Raw genomic sequence first — 17,069 nt, 5'->3', positions numbered from 1 at the left:
CGTCCCGAGTGCCGGAAGAACACGCCGAGCAGGGGGACGCGATGACGACCTGCACCGCTTTCCTGAGCGTCCCCGGACACCTGCGGGAGACCGCCCTGACCTTCCCCAACGGCCGTCCCGGCGAGGACCGCTCCCGGACTCCGTCACCTGCGAACTCGACGCCCACCCGCACGGCGAGCACGCGGCCCTGCTGCGTGACCTCAGCAATGAGGACGACGGCGCGGTGTGGGTCGTCCGGCCCGACGCCGGTGACGCCCAGGTCCGGCACCTGGTCCACTGCCCCTCCGGGAGCCCGCAGGGGCGGGACGCCTGCTGGCTGGCCGAGGAGCATCGGGGTGGGCATACGTGGGAGCGGTACGAGTAGCGGGCGTTTCCGTGTGGAGAGGTGCTCACGTCTTCGGGTGAGGGCACCCCTCCGTGTGCGGGTGTCGGGCATCTCCTTCGCGCAGGTGCCCGCGCCATAGCCCTCGAGCTCAGATCTTGATGACGGTGACGCGCCCGAGGCAGAGCGCGGTGAGGTCCTCAGGGTCGGAGGTAAGAACGGTGACGGGTCCGGGGGCGGCCAGTGCCGTGGCGCTGAGCATGGCGTCGACGGCGTACTTGTGGCCGTGTAGGCCGGCGTCCGCGAGGAGCGCTGCGGCGTGCCGGGCGATGGGCTCGGTGATCGGTTCGACGACGAGGCGGGACAGGGTCCATTCCAGGGCCGGGCGATTGATCCGTGGGTGGATCACCTCCACGAGCGTGGCAGCGGAGGTGATCACCCGGAGGTCGTCGGCCCGGGCGAGGGCGAGCCAGCCGGTGACCGCGCGGTCGCGCATGACCGCCTTGGCCAGTCCCTCGCTGTCGAGGACCAGGGTGCCGCCGGGGACGGCGGGAGAGGGGGTCACGCGGCGTTCGCCCCGCCTCGGGTCTGCTGCTCTCGGGCCTGGTGGAGCTGGTCGCGCAGTGCCTGGATCTCTCCGTCCAGGACGGGGCCGTGTTCGGCCTCTGCCACGGTGATGAGTTCGTTGAGGTTGTCCCGCTCGATCTGGCGGGCGACGGCCGCGGCGACGTAGGCGGACAGGCCGGAGGGGCCGCTGCGGGCCTTGGCGGCTTCGGCGATGTCGCGCGGCATGGTGATCGAGTACTTACCGGTGGGCTCGGTCATGCTACTTATCCTACCTTGCATCCTCCCGCTTCCCTCCGTGCGCGATCACCTCTCATGCAAGATCGAGCAAAGGAACGGTAATCTCCCTGGAGGTGGCGGGAGTTGTCCCGGCGGTGCCGTGATCCCGTCCGCCACGGCCGGGTATCACCACGGGGACGGGGAGGGCGCCGCGCATGGCGTGGGACGAGTGGGAGCAGCTCAAAGCCGCGGCGGCGCAACGGCAGTCCACGGGGATGCAGCTTAACAGTCACTTGTCCGACTCGGACGGCGGCCCGTCCCAGGGTGATCTGCGGGTGCGGAACGCTGACCTGGAGGCGGTGGGCAAGGCCGCGCATGATCTGTTCGACGACTTCGGGGTGTACAGCCGTCACGCGCAGATCGCTTCGGAGGCCGCCGCGGGCGGGCTGAAGAGCGAGGGGTACGCCCTCGGCGCGGCGCTCGGGCATGTGGCGACGCGGTGGAGCGAGCAGTCCCGCTCGCTGCTGGACGCTTGCGCGCACATCTCCAACCACCTGCGCTACACGCAGACCCTGCACGGCGGGGCCGACTCCTACATCGGAGGCGCGGTCAGCAGCATCTCCGTCCTCGATCGGGGTTTTGACGAGCGGAAAGGCCACTGACGCCGATGGACCTGGAAGCACTCCGGTTCGGTGACCTCACGAAACTCGGTGAGGCGGTCACCGACTGGGAGCAGATGACGTCCAAACTCGCGACCCTGAAGGGGGACGCGCGGGACAACCTCAAAGCGAAGTCGGACAAGGCGAAGTGGGCCGGGGTCAACGCCTCAGTCACCCGCGAGTTCGTCGACAAGACCGCCGCGGAGTTCACCGACGCGCACGCGCAGGCCGACTCCATCGCCAAGATCCTGGGTGACACGCACAAGGAACTGCTGGGCTACCGGACCCAGTTGAACGACGCGATCGAGCGGGCCGGGAAACTGGGACTGGTGGTACTCGACACCGGCGCCGGTACGTTCCAGGTCACCCGTTCTGTCCGTCCCGACTGGGCGTCCGACCCCAGCGGAAAGACCGACGCGCAGAGCCAGAAGGCCGCCGAAAGCCTCCGCGACGAGATCCAGCGCATCCTCGGCAAGGCCACCGAGAGCGACAGCAGTGCCGCGAAGGTCCTCACCCTCCTCGCCGACCAGGCCGAGCACGGTTTCACCGACGCCGCCTACGCGGACCGGGACTCCGCCGCCAAGGCCGTCGCCGCCGCCGAACAGCTCGCGAAGGCGGCCAGGAAGCCGGCGGACATGACACCCGCCGGAATCACCGCCTTCAACCGCACCATGGAGCAGTACCGCGACGACCCGCTCTTCTCCGAACGATTCGCCACCCAGCTGGGCGCCAAGGGCACACTCCAGTTCTGGACCGAGATGGCCCACGCCCACGCGGGCGCGCGGGGCGCCGAGCTCGACACGATGAAGAGTCTCCAGGAGAACCTGAGCCTCACCCTGGCCACCGCATCGTTCTCCGAGTCGGACGCCATGAAGGACTGGAAGAAGGACGTCCTCGCCGAGAGCAACACCAACTTCCGCGCCGCCGGATCGATGAACCCGGTAGGAGCGCTGGGCTCCCAGGTGATCAGCAGCCTGATGCGGGAAGGGCGCTACGACACCGAGTTCCTCGACGCCCACCGGGAGAAACTCTTCAAGGCGGACAAGGGCGCGGGCGAGTCCAACACCGACGCCCTGTGGGTCAACGGCCACGACGGCCTCGACCTCGTCTTCGGCGACGGCACCGGCCGCGACCCCCTGGAAGGTCTCTTCGAGGGCCTGTCCCACAACCCCGAGGCCGCGACCCACGCGTTCGCCTCCAAGACCGACCTTGACCGACTGCTCGGCACCACCCAGTACACGGACCGGGGCGGCCCACTGGGACGCGCCCTGGAGGCGGCGGTGACGGGGGTGCCCGCCGGGGATCCCGCGTATGTGGCGCCACCACACAGCGCGGCACAGGTGAACCTCATGGCCAACATCATGGCGGCGGTCGCCGATCCTGACGGGGGCTCGGACCTGGTGAAGCGGGAGATGGGGGAGAGCTTCGGGCATATGGCGGCTTCTTACATGCCGGAGATCAGCCGGGTACTGGGCGGGCCGAATTCAGAAGCGTCTTTCCTCACCAACAGCGAGAAAAATGACGGGCTCGATCAGACAGACGTCGCACGGTTCCTGTCGGCTGTCGCACTGGACCCGGCAGGCAGAGCGGGCATCATCTACGGGGAGAGCATCTACACCGCCAGCCTGCTCGAAGCTCACCTGACAGACCCGTCCCTCTTCGAAGGATCGCGGGAGCGAGTCCTCGAAGACATCGGGAGGAACGCGGGAATCATCGAAGGGATCGTCGGCCACGCCGTCGCCGACGCCGAGATCAAGGACGCCGCCGAATCCGAGAAGGACCACAACGACGGCCTCGAGACGCAAGGAGACCTCTTCAACACGGCCATCTCATCAGGAGCCGGCGGCCTTGCCGCCCTGGCACCGCTGCCGTTCGCCCCGGTGGCCGCCGTAGGAAGCGCCGCCTTCTCCGGAGTCGCCGCCACAGCCGTGAAACAAATCTTCGAGGGAAGGGAGATGGAGGGCACGGTCGACGCGGCGATATACCGGACCGGACAGGACCTCAACGCATACCAGGAATCGGTCAGTCAAATGGCACAGTGGTCCGTCCAGGACGCACTGAACCGGCACGACATAGACCTCCCGGAGGACGAGATGAACAGCATCGTCCGCAACGCCGTCAATGATGGATGGGATTCGAGCAGCACAATTTTGGAGCGAAGCATGGAAAGGCCGAACTGACTCAATGAAAGGTAAGCGGAAAGATATAGTCCTCTGCGCAACCGCCTTGGCTCTAGCAGTAGGAGGCTGGTTCGCTTATCAGGAAATCTTCACCAAGGGACTCGAACGACTCCCGGGAAAGGTCTGCGACGGCGCCGCAGGCCGAGACAGCGTGATCCGCCTGCTGCCAGAAACGCGAACAGCGAAAGAGCAATTCAGCACCTCCGGCACAAGAGATAACTTCAAGTTCTCCTGCGGAATCTTCGCCGGTGATTCCATCCTTTCAGGAGGCGTGGACATCCAAGACTCTTCGCGAAGTGCATGGCAGAAGCACTATGGAGTCGAATCCTCGGACGCCAAAGGGAACTTGGTGTCCACAGGAGAGTTTTCCGCCCTGTCCAGAGATGATTTTTCCAGTGTCTACATTCCATGTGTTCCCGCTGGAACCGAAGTGTCAGACGCCAGGCAGGGGTACGCACTGATCGCCTATGTATCGGTGACCGGGGAAAGCCTGATCACTGGACTCCCTCTGCGGCAAGAACTGGCCGACTACGCCTACGAGCTCACCCGCCGCGCCTACACCCTGGGCAAGTGCCAAGGGAACCAGGACTTCCCGGAACAACTCCCCCGCTTCAAGGAAAAATAACGCGACCCCGACGAACATCGTGCGGCGCCAGGTGGAATCTCTCCCGGCAGAAGTGAGGACCACGGCTGAGTAGAAGTACTCACGCGAAACGAACGGAGGTGAGGGTTGGATGAACGGCACAGCCCTCGGAAGTCAGCTGTCAGAAGGCGGCGGTTAGAGTTGATGGCACGCTTCGTGCGGGGAGGGTGACGGGATGCCGGTCGAGGGCGGGACGGTCTGATGCGTGACGCTCAGAGTTCGGGCGGTACGTTCTTCGACGGCATGAGCCACGAGCAGATGCTCGCGTGGCTGGACCAGGCGAACGCGGGCGTGGTCAGCGGCGCGGCGGACCGTCTGAAGAAGGCAGCCGACGAGATCGAGAAGATCGCCGAGGAACTGAAGGTCCGTCCGCAGTGGGTGGCCTGGAAGGGCGAGGGCGCCGACGCCTTTCGCACCTGGGCGGCTGACCTCGCGAACGCGACCCTGCGTCTGAGCGACTTCAGCCGTGACTCCGGCACCTGGCTCGGGCATGCCTCGGACGCCATCTCCCTGGCCCAGTCCGCCATCCCCCGCGATCTGCCCGGCACCACGGCCAACCTTGCCGCCGTGAACGCCGCGCGCAACGACCCCGACGCGGCCTCCATCGCGTCCAAGTCGTCGGCGGAGTTGGCAGCTCTGAAGGCGGATCAGGAGAAGGTTCGCCTGGAGGCGGCCACCCAGATGAACAAGCTGGCACAGTCGTACTCCTGGTCGGCTACGCAGCTGAACTCGTTGGAGAGACCGAGACTTCCACCGCCGCCCCAGGCGGTCATGCCTCAAAACGTTTTGTCGGCTGATGCCAAAGGCGTCGCCGACTCTGGGACCGCTGGATCTTCCGGAACAATTTCCGCCAGGACGCTCCATGCGGCCAGTAGCGGGGCGGCGGGGAGCGAATCGGCTGGGGTTTCTCCTGTGGGGCAGGTCTCCGGCGCTCCCGTAGTCCAGCCGCGTGTCCCGGGTGAGACCTTGCCTCCGGTGCGGACGGGTATCGACTCGGTCGGTACGTTGCCGACGCAGACTCCGGTGGACACCCCACGCGTTCCTGCCGATCCCGGCCCCGTGAGGGGGCCGGTACCACAGACCGGCCCCGTGCCTCCGTTGTTCAGCAGCGGGCAAGCCCTGCCCGTCAACAACCCGACGCCTCAGGGCCGCACGCTCGGGGCGGGCAGAGTGCCCATGTCCCCGGTCGGCCACGAGCCGGGGACGGTCTTCGGCCGCACTCCAGGCATCTCCGGCGGCTCTAACGGCATCATCGGCGGCCGTCCCGTCCTCCCCTCCGAGAGCCGGCCGACCGGGGCCATCCCGCGCGGCACGGTCGTGGGAGGGGAAGGCGCGCCCGTACGCGGCCCGATGGGGCCCATGGGCCACACCCCCGGTACGACGAATCCGTTCGGCAGGGCGGCGGGCACCCCCGGCACGGCCCCCGGCGGCCGTCCGGTCTCCCCATCCGGCTCCGGTGGCATCGTCGGAGGGCGCCCCGCCTCCAACGCCGGTGTCGTAGGAGGTAGTTCCATCCAGCGGCCGAGGAACACGGGAGGACAGGTGCCCGGCGCCGTCCGAACCCCGGTCACCGGCGGCACAACCGCCGCAGGACGCCCCGGCGAGGGCCGGACGGGGGCTGCGGCCTCAGGCCCGTCCCAATCAGTTCCTCTCCGGAACGCGAGAAACGGAAGTGGTCGGCCGTACGGAGCCACCGAGGACGAGGAGACTTGGCGTCGGAACCATCGGCCCACCGTGCCGCCGGTCGTCGACTGACGCGTTCAGGAAACAGGGAGAGGGAAGTCCATGAGTGCCAGCAGTACGCGACGCGGGGTCCGTCGTGTCGTCGCGGCCACGGTCCTCGGTCTGCTGCTGACGGGCGCTGCCACAGCGCCGGCCGCCAGTGCCGAGACGATCCGCCAGCGCCAGTGGTACCTGGACCGGATGCAGGCCGAGAGCATGTGGAAGACCAGCACCGGCAAGGGTGTGACGGTCGCGGTCATCGACACCGGTGTCGACCCCACCAACCCTGACCTCGTAGGGCGTGTTCTCCCGGGCAAGGACTACGCCACAGATCAGCCCGGCGACGAACACACCAACTACGACACCTTGGGCCACGGCACCGGCATGGCCGCCCTGATCGCGGCGACCGGTGCCAATTTCGGCGGGAACGGCTCCTTCGGCCTTGCTCCCGGTGCCAAGATCCTGCCGATCCGCCTGCCCGAGAGTGGCGCAGGGGCCAACATGGCCGAAGGGAACAAAATCTTCAACGAGGCTCTCGCACAAGCAATTCGCTACGCCGCTGACCATGGCGCGAAGGTCATCAACGTCTCCCAGGCAGCCCGGGAGGACACGCCGGAAGTAGCCGAGGCGGTCAAGTACGCTTTGGACAAGGGCTCGTTGATCTTCGCGTCTGCCGGAAACAGCGGGAACGAGGCCAACTTGCCTGAGTACCCGGCGGCCACCCCCGGTGTCGTCGGCGTCGCGGCGGTCGGCAAGGACCTTCACCGGACTGACTTCTCTCAGTACGGCCCCCAGGTTGACATGGCCGCCCCCGGCGAGGACATGGTCCACGCCTGCGGTGGCAAGACCGGCCTCTGCACCACCAGCGGTACCAGCGACGCCACCGCCCTGGCCTCTGCCAGCGCTGCCCTGATCTGGTCCGTCCACCCCACGTGGACGAACAACCAGGTCCTGCGCGTGATGCTGAACACCATCGGTGGCCCTACGGACGGCGCCAAGCGCAACGACGCCATCGGCTACGGCATCGTCCGCCCCCGCATCGCCCTCCAGAACCCCGGCGACCCGGGCCCGGCGGACGTCTACCCCCTCCCTGACCTCGCGGAGGCGCGGCAGTCGGCGTCCCCCAGCCCGGTCCCGTCCGCCAGAGCGAGCGAACCGGCGAAGGCGGCAGCCTCCTCCAAGGGGGACGACGGAACTTCCTGGCTCGGCCTCGGGATCGCGGCCCTCGTCGCGATCGGCGCGGCAACAGCCGTCGTCGTCCGCAAGCGCCGCACCGCCACCCCGCCAGAACCCCGGATCCAGCAGCATCCGTCTCCTCAGCAGGGGTTCGGCCCGCCCCCCGTCATGCCCGGCAGCGTCCCCCCACCGGGCCAGGACTCCGGCACGTCCTGAGGGGGCATCCTCGGAGATATCACGTGAGCACTCACCCCCACCCCACAGTCACCCAGGCCCTGAAGACGGCCCTGTACGACACCACGGACACCACCCTCGACACGGCCGCCTCCCTCCTGGCCGCGGACCCCACCACGGACGCCGACCTGCGCGCCAGAGGCGAAGACCTCCTGACGACGGCATGGCACAGAGGCTGGCAGCCCGCGGACCTCGTCCGCCTGACCCGCAGGGACCTCACCCCCGCTCACACCCACCACCTGACCACCTTGATCCGCACCCAGGCGAAGTCGGACAAACACCGGGGCCCCCGCTGGACCGCCCAGCTGACGGCCCTCCCGGACAACCCCCCACCGAGAACGGACCGTTTCACCGAGGCCACCAACCTCCTGGAGCTGTACCGCCTCCTCCTGCGCCTGCCCACCCTGGAACCCCTGACGGAACCCGGAAAACCCACCGCCCCCACCACGAACCGCACCCTCGCCAAGATCCGCGCCCTCCTGGCGAAGGCGGAGGCGACGACCTACCCGGACGAGGCCGAAGCCCTGACCGCGAAGGCCCAGGAACTGATGGCCCGCCACAGCGTGGACGAGGCACTGCTGGCCGCCGGAACCCCGTCCCCCGACACCCCCACGGCCTGCCGCATCGGCGTGGAACCCCCCTACGAACAGGCGAAGGCCGTCCTCCTGGACGCGGTCGCGGACGCCAACCACTGCAAGTCGGTGTGGAACGAACCCTTCTGCTTCTCCACGGTCGTCGGCTTCGAGGCCGACCTGGAGGCGGTGGAACTCCTCTACGCCTCCCTCCTCGTCCAGGCGGAGACGGCGATGACCCGCGCGGAAGCCGCCCAGCGGGCCTCGGGCCGCAAGCGCACGAAGACGTTCCGCCAGTCCTTCCTGGCCGCCTACGCCCACCGCGTGGGCGCCCGCCTCACCGAGGCGACCCGCACCCAGATCCCCGAAACCCTCCTCCCGGTCCTGGCCACCCGCGACATAGCCGTCACCACCGCCACGGACCACCTCTTCCCCCACACCGTCACCACCCGCCTACGAGGCATCACCGACGAGGCCGGCTGGACGGAGGGCGCGGAGGCGGCCGACAGAGCAACAGTCGAAAACCGCCCCCGCCTACGGGACTAGAGTCCCCCGCCCACAGGATCAGTCCCCGGCCTGCTGGAACCCGCTCACCGTCGCGTCCGCCTTCTTGGCATCGGCGAGCACGACATCCCCGTACGACCAGTCGAACTCCTTGACCGCCCCGGCGGCCACCCCGAACGCCAGCTTCGTCGCCTTGATCGCCTTGTCACCGTCCCCGCGCGTGTAGGTGACCGTGAACGACGCCGTCCCCTGCTCCGGCAACGTCACCTCCTGCGCCACCGCCGCAGGGTCCTGCGGGACGACGGCGGAGGCACCGCCGGCCTTCAACTCCAGCTGGGGAAAGCCCGCCAGGGAGCACTCCGCGCCGGTGTTGGTGAGGGTGAACGTGACGTTCCCGCTGTCCCCGACCCCCGGCGCCGCGTTGACCGCGCCGACCGCCGCGTCCAGCTTGTCCGCGGCACACCCCGACCCGCCCCCGGCGGCGGAAGCGGACGGCGACGCGCCGGCGTCCGCGTTCTTCTCGTCGTCACCGCCCCCGGAACAGGCGGACAGCACAAGAGCCGCGGAGAACACGGCGACACACAGACGGAGCGGAACGGCGCGCATGAACTGATCCCTAGGAACGAGTGACGATAGCCAGGGGGATCATCCCCTACCCGAGCCCCCCGGTCGGCACCCCCGACGGCAACACACTCCCGTCCGCCTTGGTGTACGTCTCCTTCCCCACACTCCCCGCCCACGTCACCACCAACTTCTCCGCACCCAGGGAGTCCACCGTCCCGACGGTCCGGTCCTTCTTCCCCGCCACACACCTCAACCGAACCACCCCCGCCCCCACCGTCCCGTTACACACGGTCCCCCCGGTCGCATACAGCGACGCCTTCCCCCCATCCACCATCAACACCACGGCTTCCCCACCCCCGGTCCCGAGCCAACTCCCGGAGAGCGTGGGGGAGGAGGCGGACGGCGACGGAGAAGGGACGGCGGGGGAGGAGGAGGCCGTCGACGGCTCGGGCGAAGGCGACGGCGAGTCCCCACCCCCACCACTGCACCCAGCCATCAGAACGGCCCCCACCACCAAACCCGCGCCACGCAAGCCCACAGAAGCCACCGCACACTCCAAGCCCTAGAAGCCGAGAACGACGGCAAGCTACCAGCCACACCCGCTTTTTCAGGGGCGCGGGGCTGTACCGATTTGCGGCTACCGCCGCGTGGGCGCGAGCAACCACACACAACCCGCACCCGACCTACCAGGAACTCTTCCGAACCCCCGGCAGATACCCCGCGTGCGCCTGCTCCCGCAAGCTCACCCGGGACAACCCGAACGCCCGGAAATACCCCCGGGGCCGCCCGTCCACCTGATCCCGGTTCCGCACCCGCGTAGCGCTCGCGTCACGCGGCTGCCGCTCCAACTCCCGCCGGGCGGCGGCCCGTTCCTCCTCGGAGGACGACGGCCGCCGGATGATCTCCTTCAACTCGGCCCGCCGAGCGGCGTACCGCGCGACGATCTCCTGCCGCCGCTCATTCGCCGCGATCTTGCTCTTCTTCGCCATCAGACCCGCACCCCCCGCGCCCGGATCCGCACCACGGCCGCCTCGACCCCGATGGAGTCGACGGTCTTGATCCCCTTCGCGGACAGCCGCAGCCGCACGTACCGCCCCTCACTGGGCAACCAGTACCGCTTCGACTGGATGTTGGGGTCGAACCGCCGCGAAGTCCGCCGGTGCGAGTGCGAGATCCGGTTCCCGAACCCCGGCTGCGCCCCCGTCAGCATGCAATGCGCCGACATGAGTGACCTACCTCTCTCAATCCCTTGTCGCTAATGGAAGTCGTTTTCAGTAAGGTACCAGCATGGCACGCAACGAACTCCGCCCGGTCATCAAGCTCCGCTCCACGGCGGGGACCGGCTACACCTACGTGACCCGCAAGAACCGCCGAAACGACCCGGACCGCATGACCCTGCGCAAGTACGACCCGGTCGTCGGCCGCCACGTCGACTTCCGAGAGGAGCGCTGAAAGCCATGCGAGAGGGAATCCACCCGGCGTACGGGCCCGTCGTCTTCCGTGACCGTGCCGCGAACTACGCCTTCCTGACCCGCTCGACGATGACGAGCGAGAAGACGATCGAGTGGGAGGACGGCCAGACCTACCCGGTCGTGGACGTCGAGATCTCGAACGTCAGCCACCCCTTCTACACCGGCACGGCCCGCGTCCTGGACACGGCCGGCCGCGTCGAACGCTTCGAGAAGCGCTACGGAAAGCGGGCGGGCGCGTGAGCCTGTCCGTCGTGATCGTCGGCGGGCTGCACACGGCGGCCCGCAAGGCGACGGTCGCACAGCTCCTGAGGGACGTCCCCGGCAGCGTCGTCCTCCACCACGACCTCGCGACGGCCGTCTCGGGCAAGGTGATCCGCACCATCCAGGACGCCACGGGCATCCGGGAGACCGGCGAGGCCCCCCTCTCGAACGACTGCGCCTGCTGCGCGCTCCGCGAGGACCTGGTCCCCGAACTCCGCCGCCTCTCCCGCGCCGACGAGACCCCGCTGGCGATCGTCGAACTCTGGGACTCGGTGGAGCCAAAGGCCATGGCGGAGGTAGTAGCAGCGGGCGGCCTAGACGTCACCGGCGTCATCACAGCCGTAGACCCCGCCCTCCTCCTCCCCTACCTCGGCAACGGCGACGACCTCGCCGACGCCGGCCTCGCCGCCGCCCCCACCGACCAACGCACCATCGCCGACACCTTCGCCCGCCAGTTGGAATACGCCCCAGTCCTAGCGATCCTCGATTCCCCCGACGCAGACGAAGAAGACCGCGAACTCCTCACCCAACTCCACCCGACAGCCCGCCAGGTCCCCATAACAGGCGGCCACCAGGAAGGGGACCTGGCGGGCATAAACCCCACAGAGGTGGACTGGGACGCCCTACTGGCAAACGAGGCTGACGCAGAGGCTTTTAGGGGCGCGGGGCTGGATCAATCTGCGGCTCCGCCGCGGGGCGCGACCAACCACGACGCTCCCGCACCCGACGAATCCCCTCAGCGGGCCACGGACCTCAGGGGCGCGGGGAACGGCGCGACAAGCCACGACGCACCCGCAGCAAACGAAGCACCTGAACCCTCCACGGACCTCAGGGGCGCGGGGAACTGCGCGAACGGCCACAACGCACCCGCACCCGCCAACGCGCCCCAACCCACCCCCCTCGCCCGCGAAGCCCTAGCCGGCTTCGACGTGGAAGCCGCAGCCGCAGCCCAACACCCCGCCTGCGCCCTCCTCCCGGCAGAAGCGGACAACCACGGCGTCACCACCTTCGTCTGGCACCGCTCCCGCCCCTTCCACCCGGAACGCCTCTACGCGGCCCTGGAGGACCTGACCTGCGCGGCAGCCCGCAGCCGGGGCCGCTTCTGGCTGGCGGACAAGCCGGACGTCCTCCTGCACTGGGACGCCGCAGGCGGAGCCCTCTGCGTGGAGGCCGCAGGCCCTTGGCTCGCGTCCCTCCCGGACGCGGCCTGGGAGATGGTCCCCCCGGTCCGCCGAGCCGCCGCCGCCCTGGACTGGCACCCGGAACACGGCGACTGCTGCCAGCACCTGGTCTTCACCTCCCCGGGCCTGGACCGCGACGGCCTCGAAAGCCTCCTGGAGTCCTGCCTGTTGACGGACGCCGAATACGCGGCGGGCCGCACCGCCTGGAAACACCTGCCCCCCGCCTTCGACACCCTCCTGGAGATCTGATGCCGCCCCGCAAGTTCGACCGCAAGCCCCCCAAGTCCCGCCCCAACCCCCTGGACCAGGCGGGCATCACGTACATCGACTACAAGGACACCGACCTCCTGCGGAAGTTCATCTCGGACCGCGGCAAGATCCGCAGCCGCCGGGTCACCAGGGTCACGGCCCAGCAGCAGCGCGCCCTGTCGAGGGCGATCAAGAACGCGCGGGAGATGGCCCTGCTGCCGTACGCGTCGAAGTAACGCCACGCGGCCGGCAGTTGACGGCGAAACCCCACAAGGGGCGGAAGGCTTACGGGAGTTGTCCCGAACAGCCTCCCGCCCCTCGCGTCATTGCGGGCTACGTCCGCCCCGGAGCCACAGTCGGAGGCTCCCGTACCCGCGCTCAGCCGAACACCTGACCGCACCCCCGGCGGGAGCCGTATCCCGGGGCCGCCCACACAGCACTCGCACCACGTCCGCACCTCAGCCCCACCCCGTTCCCCGGACCGGGCGCCGTATGGTGCCGCAAGTGGAGCCCGGCCGTCCGCCGGAGGGTCATGATCCGGCCAACAACCGGACTGGACCAAACGGTTGAAGACAGGAACACCGAGGCCGGGTCGTGCGTCCTTGTAGGTGCGTGCCCGAGGAACGCGTTCGGTAAAACGCGCGTCAAAACCTGTAACCATGGCGGCACGCCGCGTGCACGTGCATCTGCTCATGCAACTGCACATGAACGGAGTTATGATCCGGACAGTTGACCACTGCACCAATGGACACATGAGCCTTGTGCACCACCAGGGAGCGACCTGTGGACCACGACGTTGACGGGGGACGCGACGTGTATAACGGCATGAAGGCCACGCAGTTGCACGGAGTGGCCTGGCAGAAGAGCAGGCACAGCAACTCGCAGGGAAACTGCGTGGAGTTCGCGCGCCTGCCCGGCGGCGACGTCGCGGTGCGCAACTCGCGCTTCCCGGACGGCCCGGCGCTCGTCTACACGCGCGCGGAGATCGAGGCCATGCTGCTCGGCGTCAAGGACGGCGAGTTCGACCACCTGATCGTGGGCTGAGCGCGGCCGCTGCCTGACCGGGCGGCCGCGTCGGTACACCGAGGGTCGGTGACGCGCGTAGAACTCGCGCGCCCGCGCCCGTACTCCTCCAGCGGGGCTACTCGACGGGTGTGCCCAGCCCGAACAGGGCCCACACGACCTTGCCGCCGAGCGCGCCGGCCAGCGGATGCCAGCCCCAGCTGTCGGCGAAGGAGTCGACGAGGAAGAGCCCGCGCCCGGACTCCGCCGAGAAGTCGTCGCTCTCGCGCGCCTCGGGCGTCGTCCGCCCGGGGTCGCGCACCGCGCACACCAGCCGTCCGGTCCACCGCATCAAGTGCAGCCGCACGGGCGGCTGGTGGTCGGCGCAGCCGTTCGACTCGGCCTCGGCGGACGGCAGTCCGTGCCGCAGCGCGTTGGTGACGAGTTCGGAGACGACCAGACAGATGTCGTCGAAACGGTCGCCGACGTCCCACTGTCCGAGCGTGCGGCGGGTGAACTGCCGTGCCTCGCGCACCGCTTCGAGGCGGGCGGGCAGCGCGCAGGAAGCGGCGTTGGACACGGCCGCGGGATCCAGCGGCGGAAGGCCCTGCCGTAATGGCTTGAGCATGGTCGATCCATTCGTCCCCATGCGAGGCACTCCCGGGAATTCGCGGTCGTTGCGATGCAGCGGTGGCGCGAGACCATGGTTTCGGATGCGACCGGCGGATGCAAGGGCAGATGCACGTGCACGCGCCCGGAATGAGTCGCTAGTCTCAGTTGTTGGTCATTTTTTCCGCCAACTTCTCGCACAACCCTCCCGTGAACCCTGTGTTCTCCCTCCCTTCTCCCGCCCGCGCTCTTGCGCGGTCCCACGAGGAAGGTTTGACTTCTTTCCGTCTCTGTAATCGGGCGAGTACTGCTCGGAGTGATTTAGTGGCAGACTTCGGGCCCTGGAGACGGTTGGGGAGGCTGGCGAACGTGAGCGCGGGAGAGCCCGGATCGGTGGTGCGGCGCATGCTGCTCGGCTCGCAACTCAGGCGGCTGCGGGAGTCACGGGGCATCACACGCGAGGCCGCGGGCTACTCGATCCGCGCCTCCGAGTCCAAGATCAGTCGGATGGAGCTGGGCCGGGTGAGCTTCAAGACGCGGGACGTCGAGGACCTGCTGACGCTGTACGGGATCACGGACGACGCCGAGCGCGCCGCCCTCGTCGGCCTCGCCCGGGAGGCCAACGTGGCCGGCTGGTGGCACAGCTACTCCGACGTCCTGCCGTCCTGGTTCCCCACCTACGTCGGCCTCGAAGGCGCCGCCTGCCTGATCCGCTCCTACGAGGTGCAGTTCGTCCCCGGCCTCCTCCAGACCGAGGCGTACGCGCACGCCGTCGTCGCCCGGGGCATGAAGAACGCCTCCGCCGCCGACATCGACCGCCGGGTCGCGCTGCGCCTGGAGCGCCAGAAGTACCTCGTCTCCGAGAACCCGCCCGACGTCCACGTCGTGCTCGACGAGGCCGGTCTGCGCCGTCCCTACGGTGACCGCGAGGTGATGCGCGGGCAGCTCCAGCACCTCATCGACTTCTCCGAGCGGCCCAACGTCCGCCTCCAGGTGATGCCGTTCAGCTTCGGCGGCCACACGGCGGAGTCCGGCGCGTTCAGCATCCTCAGCTTCCCCGAGTCCGACCTCTCGGACGTCGTCTACCTGGAACAGCTCACCAGCGCGCTGTACCTCGACAAACGTGAGGACGTCGCGCAGTACGAGCAGGTTCTGCGCGAACTCCAGGACGACAGCCCGTCCCCGGCGGAGAGCCGGGACCTCCTGCGGGGTCTGCTGCAACTCTCTTGATGTAAACGTCAGTTGAACCGGCAAGCGTCGTCCTCCGTGGGATAGGGAAAACCCTATGAACACGGCGTGGTTGCTTGCCTGTTGAACAACTTCTCCTCCAACGGCCCGTATTCGTCAGTACGATGACGTGTGATCAGCTTGAACGGCTGTTCGGAGACGGATCGCGGGGGTCTGCCTCCACTGCTTCGGCGGCAAGGGATTGAGGGATCACATGTCGTCCTCCGACTTCACCGACCTGGCTCAGCAGTTCATCGACGGTGAGTGGCGTTCCGGCACCGGCTCCTGGGACATCATCGACGTCAACCCGTACGACGGCGTCAAACTCGCCTCCATCACGATCGCGACGATCGACGAGGTCGACCAGGCGTACCGCGCCGCCCAGCGCGCCCAGCGCGAGTGGGCCGCGACCAACCCCTACACCCGCCGCGACGTCTTCGAACGCGTCCTGCGTCTCGTCGAGGACCGCGAGCAGCTGATCACCGACTTCATCGTCTCCGAACTCGGCGGCACCCACCTCAAGGCCCGCTTCGAGATCGGCCTCGCGAAGGAATTCCTGCGCGAGGCGGCCCAGTTGACGCTGCGCCTCGAAGGGAGACTCCTGCCGTCCCCGATCGAGGGCAAGGAGAACCGCCTCTACCGGGAGCCCGTCGGTGTCGTCGGTGTCATCAGCCCCTTCAACTTCCCCTTCCTGCTGTCGATCAAGCCGGTCGCCTCGGCGCTTGCCCTCGGCAACGCGGTCGTCCTGAAGCCGCACCAGGAGACGCCGATCGTCGGCGGCACCCTGATCGCCAAGTTCTTCGAGGACGCGGGTCTGCCCGCCGGCCTGCTGAACGTGGTCCTCACGGACATAGCCGAGATCGGCGACGCCTTCATCGAGCACCCCGTCCCCAAGGTCATCTCCTTCACCGGCTCTGACAAGATCGGCCGCCACATCGCCACCGTCTGTGCGGCCCAACTCAAGCGGACGGTCCTGGAGTTGGGTGGCAACAGCGCGCTGGTGGTGCTCGACGACGCGGACATCGACTACGCCGTCGACGCGGCCGTCTTCAGCCGCTACGTCGACCAGGGCCAGGTCTGCATGGCCGCGAACCGTGTCCTCGTCGACCGCTCCGTCGCCGACGAGTTCACGGAGAAGTTCGTCGCCAAGGTGAAGACGTTGAAGACCGGCGACCCCAGTGACCCTCAGACCGTCATCGGCCCGGTCATCAACTCCCTCCAGGCGAACGCCGTGACGGCCGCGGTCGACCAGGCGGTGGCCGAGGGCGCGACGGTCCTGGTCCGCGGCGAGACCACCAACAACCTCGTAGAACCCTCGGTGTTGACGGACGTCCCGAGCCATTCGGCGTTGCTGCACAAGGAGATCTTCGGCCCGGTCGCGCTGTTGGTCCCCTTCGACGGCGAGGAGGAGGCCATCCGCATCGTCAACGACTCCCCCTACGGCCTCAGCGGCGCCGTCCACACGGCCGACGTCGAACGCGGCGTGACCTTCGCCAAACGCATCGACACCGGCATGTTCCACGTCAACGACGGCACCATCCACGACGAACCCCTCATCCCCTTCGGCGGCGAAAAACACTCCGGCATAGGCCGCCTCAACGGCGAACCCACCCTGGACGCCTTCACCACTCTCAAGTGGATCTCAGTCCAACGGGGCCGCAGCAAGTTCCCCTTCTGAACCCCTGGTTGACCCCTCCTCACCGCGACGC

At 68.3% G+C, this 17,069-nt stretch carries 21 protein-coding genes; 14 read left to right on the top strand and 7 right to left on the bottom strand.

All coding sequences use genetic code 11. The features are described from left to right. The first annotated feature begins 223 nt into the window (after positions 1-223). Entirely contained in the window at positions 224-364 is a 141-nt protein-coding gene (locus tag IAG44_RS17555) for a hypothetical protein (protein WP_187748037.1), read from the top strand. Positions 365-473: 109 nt separating this feature from the next. Here the strand turns inward: IAG44_RS17555 and IAG44_RS17550 are convergent, their stop codons facing one another. Together IAG44_RS17550 and IAG44_RS17545 are read right to left on the bottom strand one after the other, a co-directional pair. Beyond that, the gene (locus IAG44_RS17550; RefSeq protein WP_187748036.1) at positions 474-887 is read right to left on the bottom strand and encodes a PIN domain-containing protein; all 414 of its coding nucleotides are present in this window, start codon (positions 885-887) and stop codon (positions 474-476) included. Beyond that, positions 884-1,147 carry a CopG family transcriptional regulator gene (locus IAG44_RS17545; protein WP_187748035.1) on the bottom strand — a complete coding sequence of 88 codons (264 nt, stop codon included), beginning with the start codon at positions 1,145-1,147 and terminating at the stop codon, positions 884-886. The genes IAG44_RS17550 and IAG44_RS17545 overlap by 4 nt, the downstream gene beginning before the upstream one ends. 293 nt (positions 1,148-1,440) lie before the next feature. On the opposite strand from IAG44_RS17545, the gene IAG44_RS17540 reads away from it, so the two are divergent. The 6 genes from IAG44_RS17540 to IAG44_RS17515 all read left to right on the top strand — a co-directional run bounded on the left by IAG44_RS17540 (position 1,441) and on the right by IAG44_RS17515 (position 8,837). After that, positions 1,441-1,767, top strand: a complete 327-nt coding sequence (locus IAG44_RS17540) for a hypothetical protein (RefSeq protein WP_343075741.1) — start codon at positions 1,441-1,443, stop codon at positions 1,765-1,767. A gap of 5 nt (positions 1,768-1,772) precedes the next feature. Continuing rightward, a complete protein-coding gene (locus IAG44_RS17535) occupies positions 1,773-3,944 on the top strand; it encodes a hypothetical protein (RefSeq protein WP_187748033.1) in 2,172 nt (723 codons plus the stop codon). Positions 3,945-4,095: 151 nt separating this feature from the next. Then, the gene (locus IAG44_RS17530) at positions 4,096-4,569 is read left to right on the top strand and encodes a hypothetical protein (protein WP_187748032.1); all 474 of its coding nucleotides are present in this window, start codon (positions 4,096-4,098) and stop codon (positions 4,567-4,569) included. 219 nt (positions 4,570-4,788) lie between these two features. Continuing rightward, entirely contained in the window at positions 4,789-6,342 is a 1,554-nt protein-coding gene (locus tag IAG44_RS17525; protein ID WP_187748031.1) for a WXG100 family type VII secretion target, read from the top strand. Positions 6,343-6,372: 30 nt separating this feature from the next. Beyond that, on the top strand, positions 6,373-7,701 hold the full coding sequence (mycP, locus tag IAG44_RS17520) for a type VII secretion-associated serine protease mycosin (protein WP_187748030.1): 1,329 nt from the start codon (positions 6,373-6,375) through the stop codon (positions 7,699-7,701). A 23-nt stretch (positions 7,702-7,724) separates the two neighbouring features. Next, positions 7,725-8,837 (top strand): DUF2786 domain-containing protein, encoded by a 1,113-nt coding sequence (locus IAG44_RS17515; protein ID WP_187748029.1) that lies wholly within the window; start codon positions 7,725-7,727, stop codon positions 8,835-8,837. A gap of 18 nt (positions 8,838-8,855) precedes the next feature. Here the strand turns inward: IAG44_RS17515 and IAG44_RS17510 are convergent, their stop codons facing one another. The 4 genes from IAG44_RS17510 to rpmB all read right to left on the bottom strand — a co-directional run bounded on the left by IAG44_RS17510 (position 8,856) and on the right by rpmB (position 10,584). Then, a complete protein-coding gene (locus tag IAG44_RS17510) occupies positions 8,856-9,401 on the bottom strand; it encodes a DUF4232 domain-containing protein (RefSeq protein ID WP_187748028.1) in 546 nt (181 codons plus the stop codon). 46 nt (positions 9,402-9,447) lie between these two features. Next, complete coding sequence (locus IAG44_RS44545; protein ID WP_343075740.1) at positions 9,448-9,603, bottom strand: hypothetical protein; 156 nt, start codon at positions 9,601-9,603, stop codon at positions 9,448-9,450. Positions 9,604-10,042: 439 nt separating this feature from the next. After that, a complete protein-coding gene (gene rpsN / locus IAG44_RS17500) occupies positions 10,043-10,348 on the bottom strand; it encodes a 30S ribosomal protein S14 (RefSeq protein ID WP_187748027.1) in 306 nt (101 codons plus the stop codon). Further along, positions 10,348-10,584 (bottom strand): 50S ribosomal protein L28, encoded by a 237-nt coding sequence (rpmB, locus tag IAG44_RS17495; RefSeq protein ID WP_187748026.1) that lies wholly within the window; start codon positions 10,582-10,584, stop codon positions 10,348-10,350. The genes rpsN and rpmB overlap by 1 nt, the downstream gene beginning before the upstream one ends. Before the next feature lie 62 nt (positions 10,585-10,646). On the opposite strand from rpmB, the gene rpmG reads away from it, so the two are divergent. From rpmG to IAG44_RS17470, 5 genes are all read left to right on the top strand, one after another. Further along, on the top strand, positions 10,647-10,811 hold the full coding sequence (gene rpmG / locus IAG44_RS17490) for a 50S ribosomal protein L33 (RefSeq protein WP_003999141.1): 165 nt from the start codon (positions 10,647-10,649) through the stop codon (positions 10,809-10,811). Positions 10,812-10,816: 5 nt separating this feature from the next. Beyond that, complete coding sequence (locus tag IAG44_RS17485) at positions 10,817-11,071, top strand: type B 50S ribosomal protein L31 (RefSeq protein WP_187748025.1); 255 nt, start codon at positions 10,817-10,819, stop codon at positions 11,069-11,071. After that, positions 11,068-12,522, top strand: coding sequence for a GTP-binding protein (locus IAG44_RS17480; RefSeq protein ID WP_187748024.1), 1,455 nt, complete (start codon positions 11,068-11,070; stop codon positions 12,520-12,522). The genes IAG44_RS17485 and IAG44_RS17480 overlap by 4 nt, the downstream gene beginning before the upstream one ends. Continuing rightward, on the top strand, positions 12,522-12,758 hold the full coding sequence (rpsR, locus tag IAG44_RS17475; protein ID WP_187748023.1) for a 30S ribosomal protein S18: 237 nt from the start codon (positions 12,522-12,524) through the stop codon (positions 12,756-12,758). The genes IAG44_RS17480 and rpsR overlap by 1 nt, the downstream gene beginning before the upstream one ends. 547 nt (positions 12,759-13,305) lie before the next feature. Next, positions 13,306-13,566, top strand: coding sequence for a DUF397 domain-containing protein (locus tag IAG44_RS17470; RefSeq protein WP_187748022.1), 261 nt, complete (start codon positions 13,306-13,308; stop codon positions 13,564-13,566). A gap of 97 nt (positions 13,567-13,663) precedes the next feature. Here the strand turns inward: IAG44_RS17470 and IAG44_RS17465 are convergent, their stop codons facing one another. Next, positions 13,664-14,152 carry an ATP-binding protein gene (locus tag IAG44_RS17465; RefSeq protein ID WP_187748021.1) on the bottom strand — a complete coding sequence of 163 codons (489 nt, stop codon included), beginning with the start codon at positions 14,150-14,152 and terminating at the stop codon, positions 13,664-13,666. A 386-nt stretch (positions 14,153-14,538) separates the two neighbouring features. On the opposite strand from IAG44_RS17465, the gene IAG44_RS17460 reads away from it, so the two are divergent. Together IAG44_RS17460 and IAG44_RS17455 are read left to right on the top strand one after the other, a co-directional pair. After that, a complete protein-coding gene (locus IAG44_RS17460; RefSeq protein ID WP_187752736.1) occupies positions 14,539-15,363 on the top strand; it encodes a helix-turn-helix domain-containing protein in 825 nt (274 codons plus the stop codon). 211 nt (positions 15,364-15,574) lie between these two features. Further along, on the top strand, positions 15,575-17,038 hold the full coding sequence (locus IAG44_RS17455; RefSeq protein ID WP_187748020.1) for an aldehyde dehydrogenase family protein: 1,464 nt from the start codon (positions 15,575-15,577) through the stop codon (positions 17,036-17,038). The last annotated feature ends 31 nt before the right edge of the window (positions 17,039-17,069 follow it).

The organism is Streptomyces roseirectus, from assembly GCF_014489635.1.
GTDB classification, from domain to species: Bacteria; Actinomycetota; Actinomycetes; order Streptomycetales; family Streptomycetaceae; genus Streptomyces; species Streptomyces roseirectus.
Note: the sequence above shows the minus strand (reverse complement) of the source record. Positions and strands in the feature narration are given on the sequence as shown.

Bases quoted from the DNA above. Each gene is read 5' to 3' on its own strand.
- IAG44_RS17545 (WP_187748035.1), bottom strand. From the start codon at position 1,147: ATGACCGAGCCCACCGGTAAGTACTCGATCACCATGCCGCGCGACATC.
- IAG44_RS17535 (WP_187748033.1), top strand. From the start codon at position 1,773: ATGGACCTGGAAGCACTCCGGTTCGGTGACCTCACGAAACTCGGTGAG.
- IAG44_RS17525 (WP_187748031.1), top strand. From the start codon at position 4,789: ATGCGTGACGCTCAGAGTTCGGGCGGTACGTTCTTCGACGGCATGAGC.
- mycP (WP_187748030.1), top strand. From the start codon at position 6,373: ATGAGTGCCAGCAGTACGCGACGCGGGGTCCGTCGTGTCGTCGCGGCC.
- IAG44_RS17510 (WP_187748028.1), bottom strand. From the start codon at position 9,401: ATGCGCGCCGTTCCGCTCCGTCTGTGTGTCGCCGTGTTCTCCGCGGCT.
- rpsN (WP_187748027.1), bottom strand. From the start codon at position 10,348: ATGGCGAAGAAGAGCAAGATCGCGGCGAATGAGCGGCGGCAGGAGATC.
- rpmB (WP_187748026.1), bottom strand. From the start codon at position 10,584: ATGTCGGCGCATTGCATGCTGACGGGGGCGCAGCCGGGGTTCGGGAAC.
- rpmG (WP_003999141.1), top strand. From the start codon at position 10,647: ATGGCACGCAACGAACTCCGCCCGGTCATCAAGCTCCGCTCCACGGCG.
- IAG44_RS17485 (WP_187748025.1), top strand. From the start codon at position 10,817: ATGCGAGAGGGAATCCACCCGGCGTACGGGCCCGTCGTCTTCCGTGAC.
- rpsR (WP_187748023.1), top strand. From the start codon at position 12,522: ATGCCGCCCCGCAAGTTCGACCGCAAGCCCCCCAAGTCCCGCCCCAAC.
- IAG44_RS17465 (WP_187748021.1), bottom strand. From the start codon at position 14,152: ATGCTCAAGCCATTACGGCAGGGCCTTCCGCCGCTGGATCCCGCGGCC.
- IAG44_RS17460 (WP_187752736.1), top strand. From the start codon at position 14,539: ATGCTGCTCGGCTCGCAACTCAGGCGGCTGCGGGAGTCACGGGGCATC.
- IAG44_RS17455 (WP_187748020.1), top strand. From the start codon at position 15,575: ATGTCGTCCTCCGACTTCACCGACCTGGCTCAGCAGTTCATCGACGGT.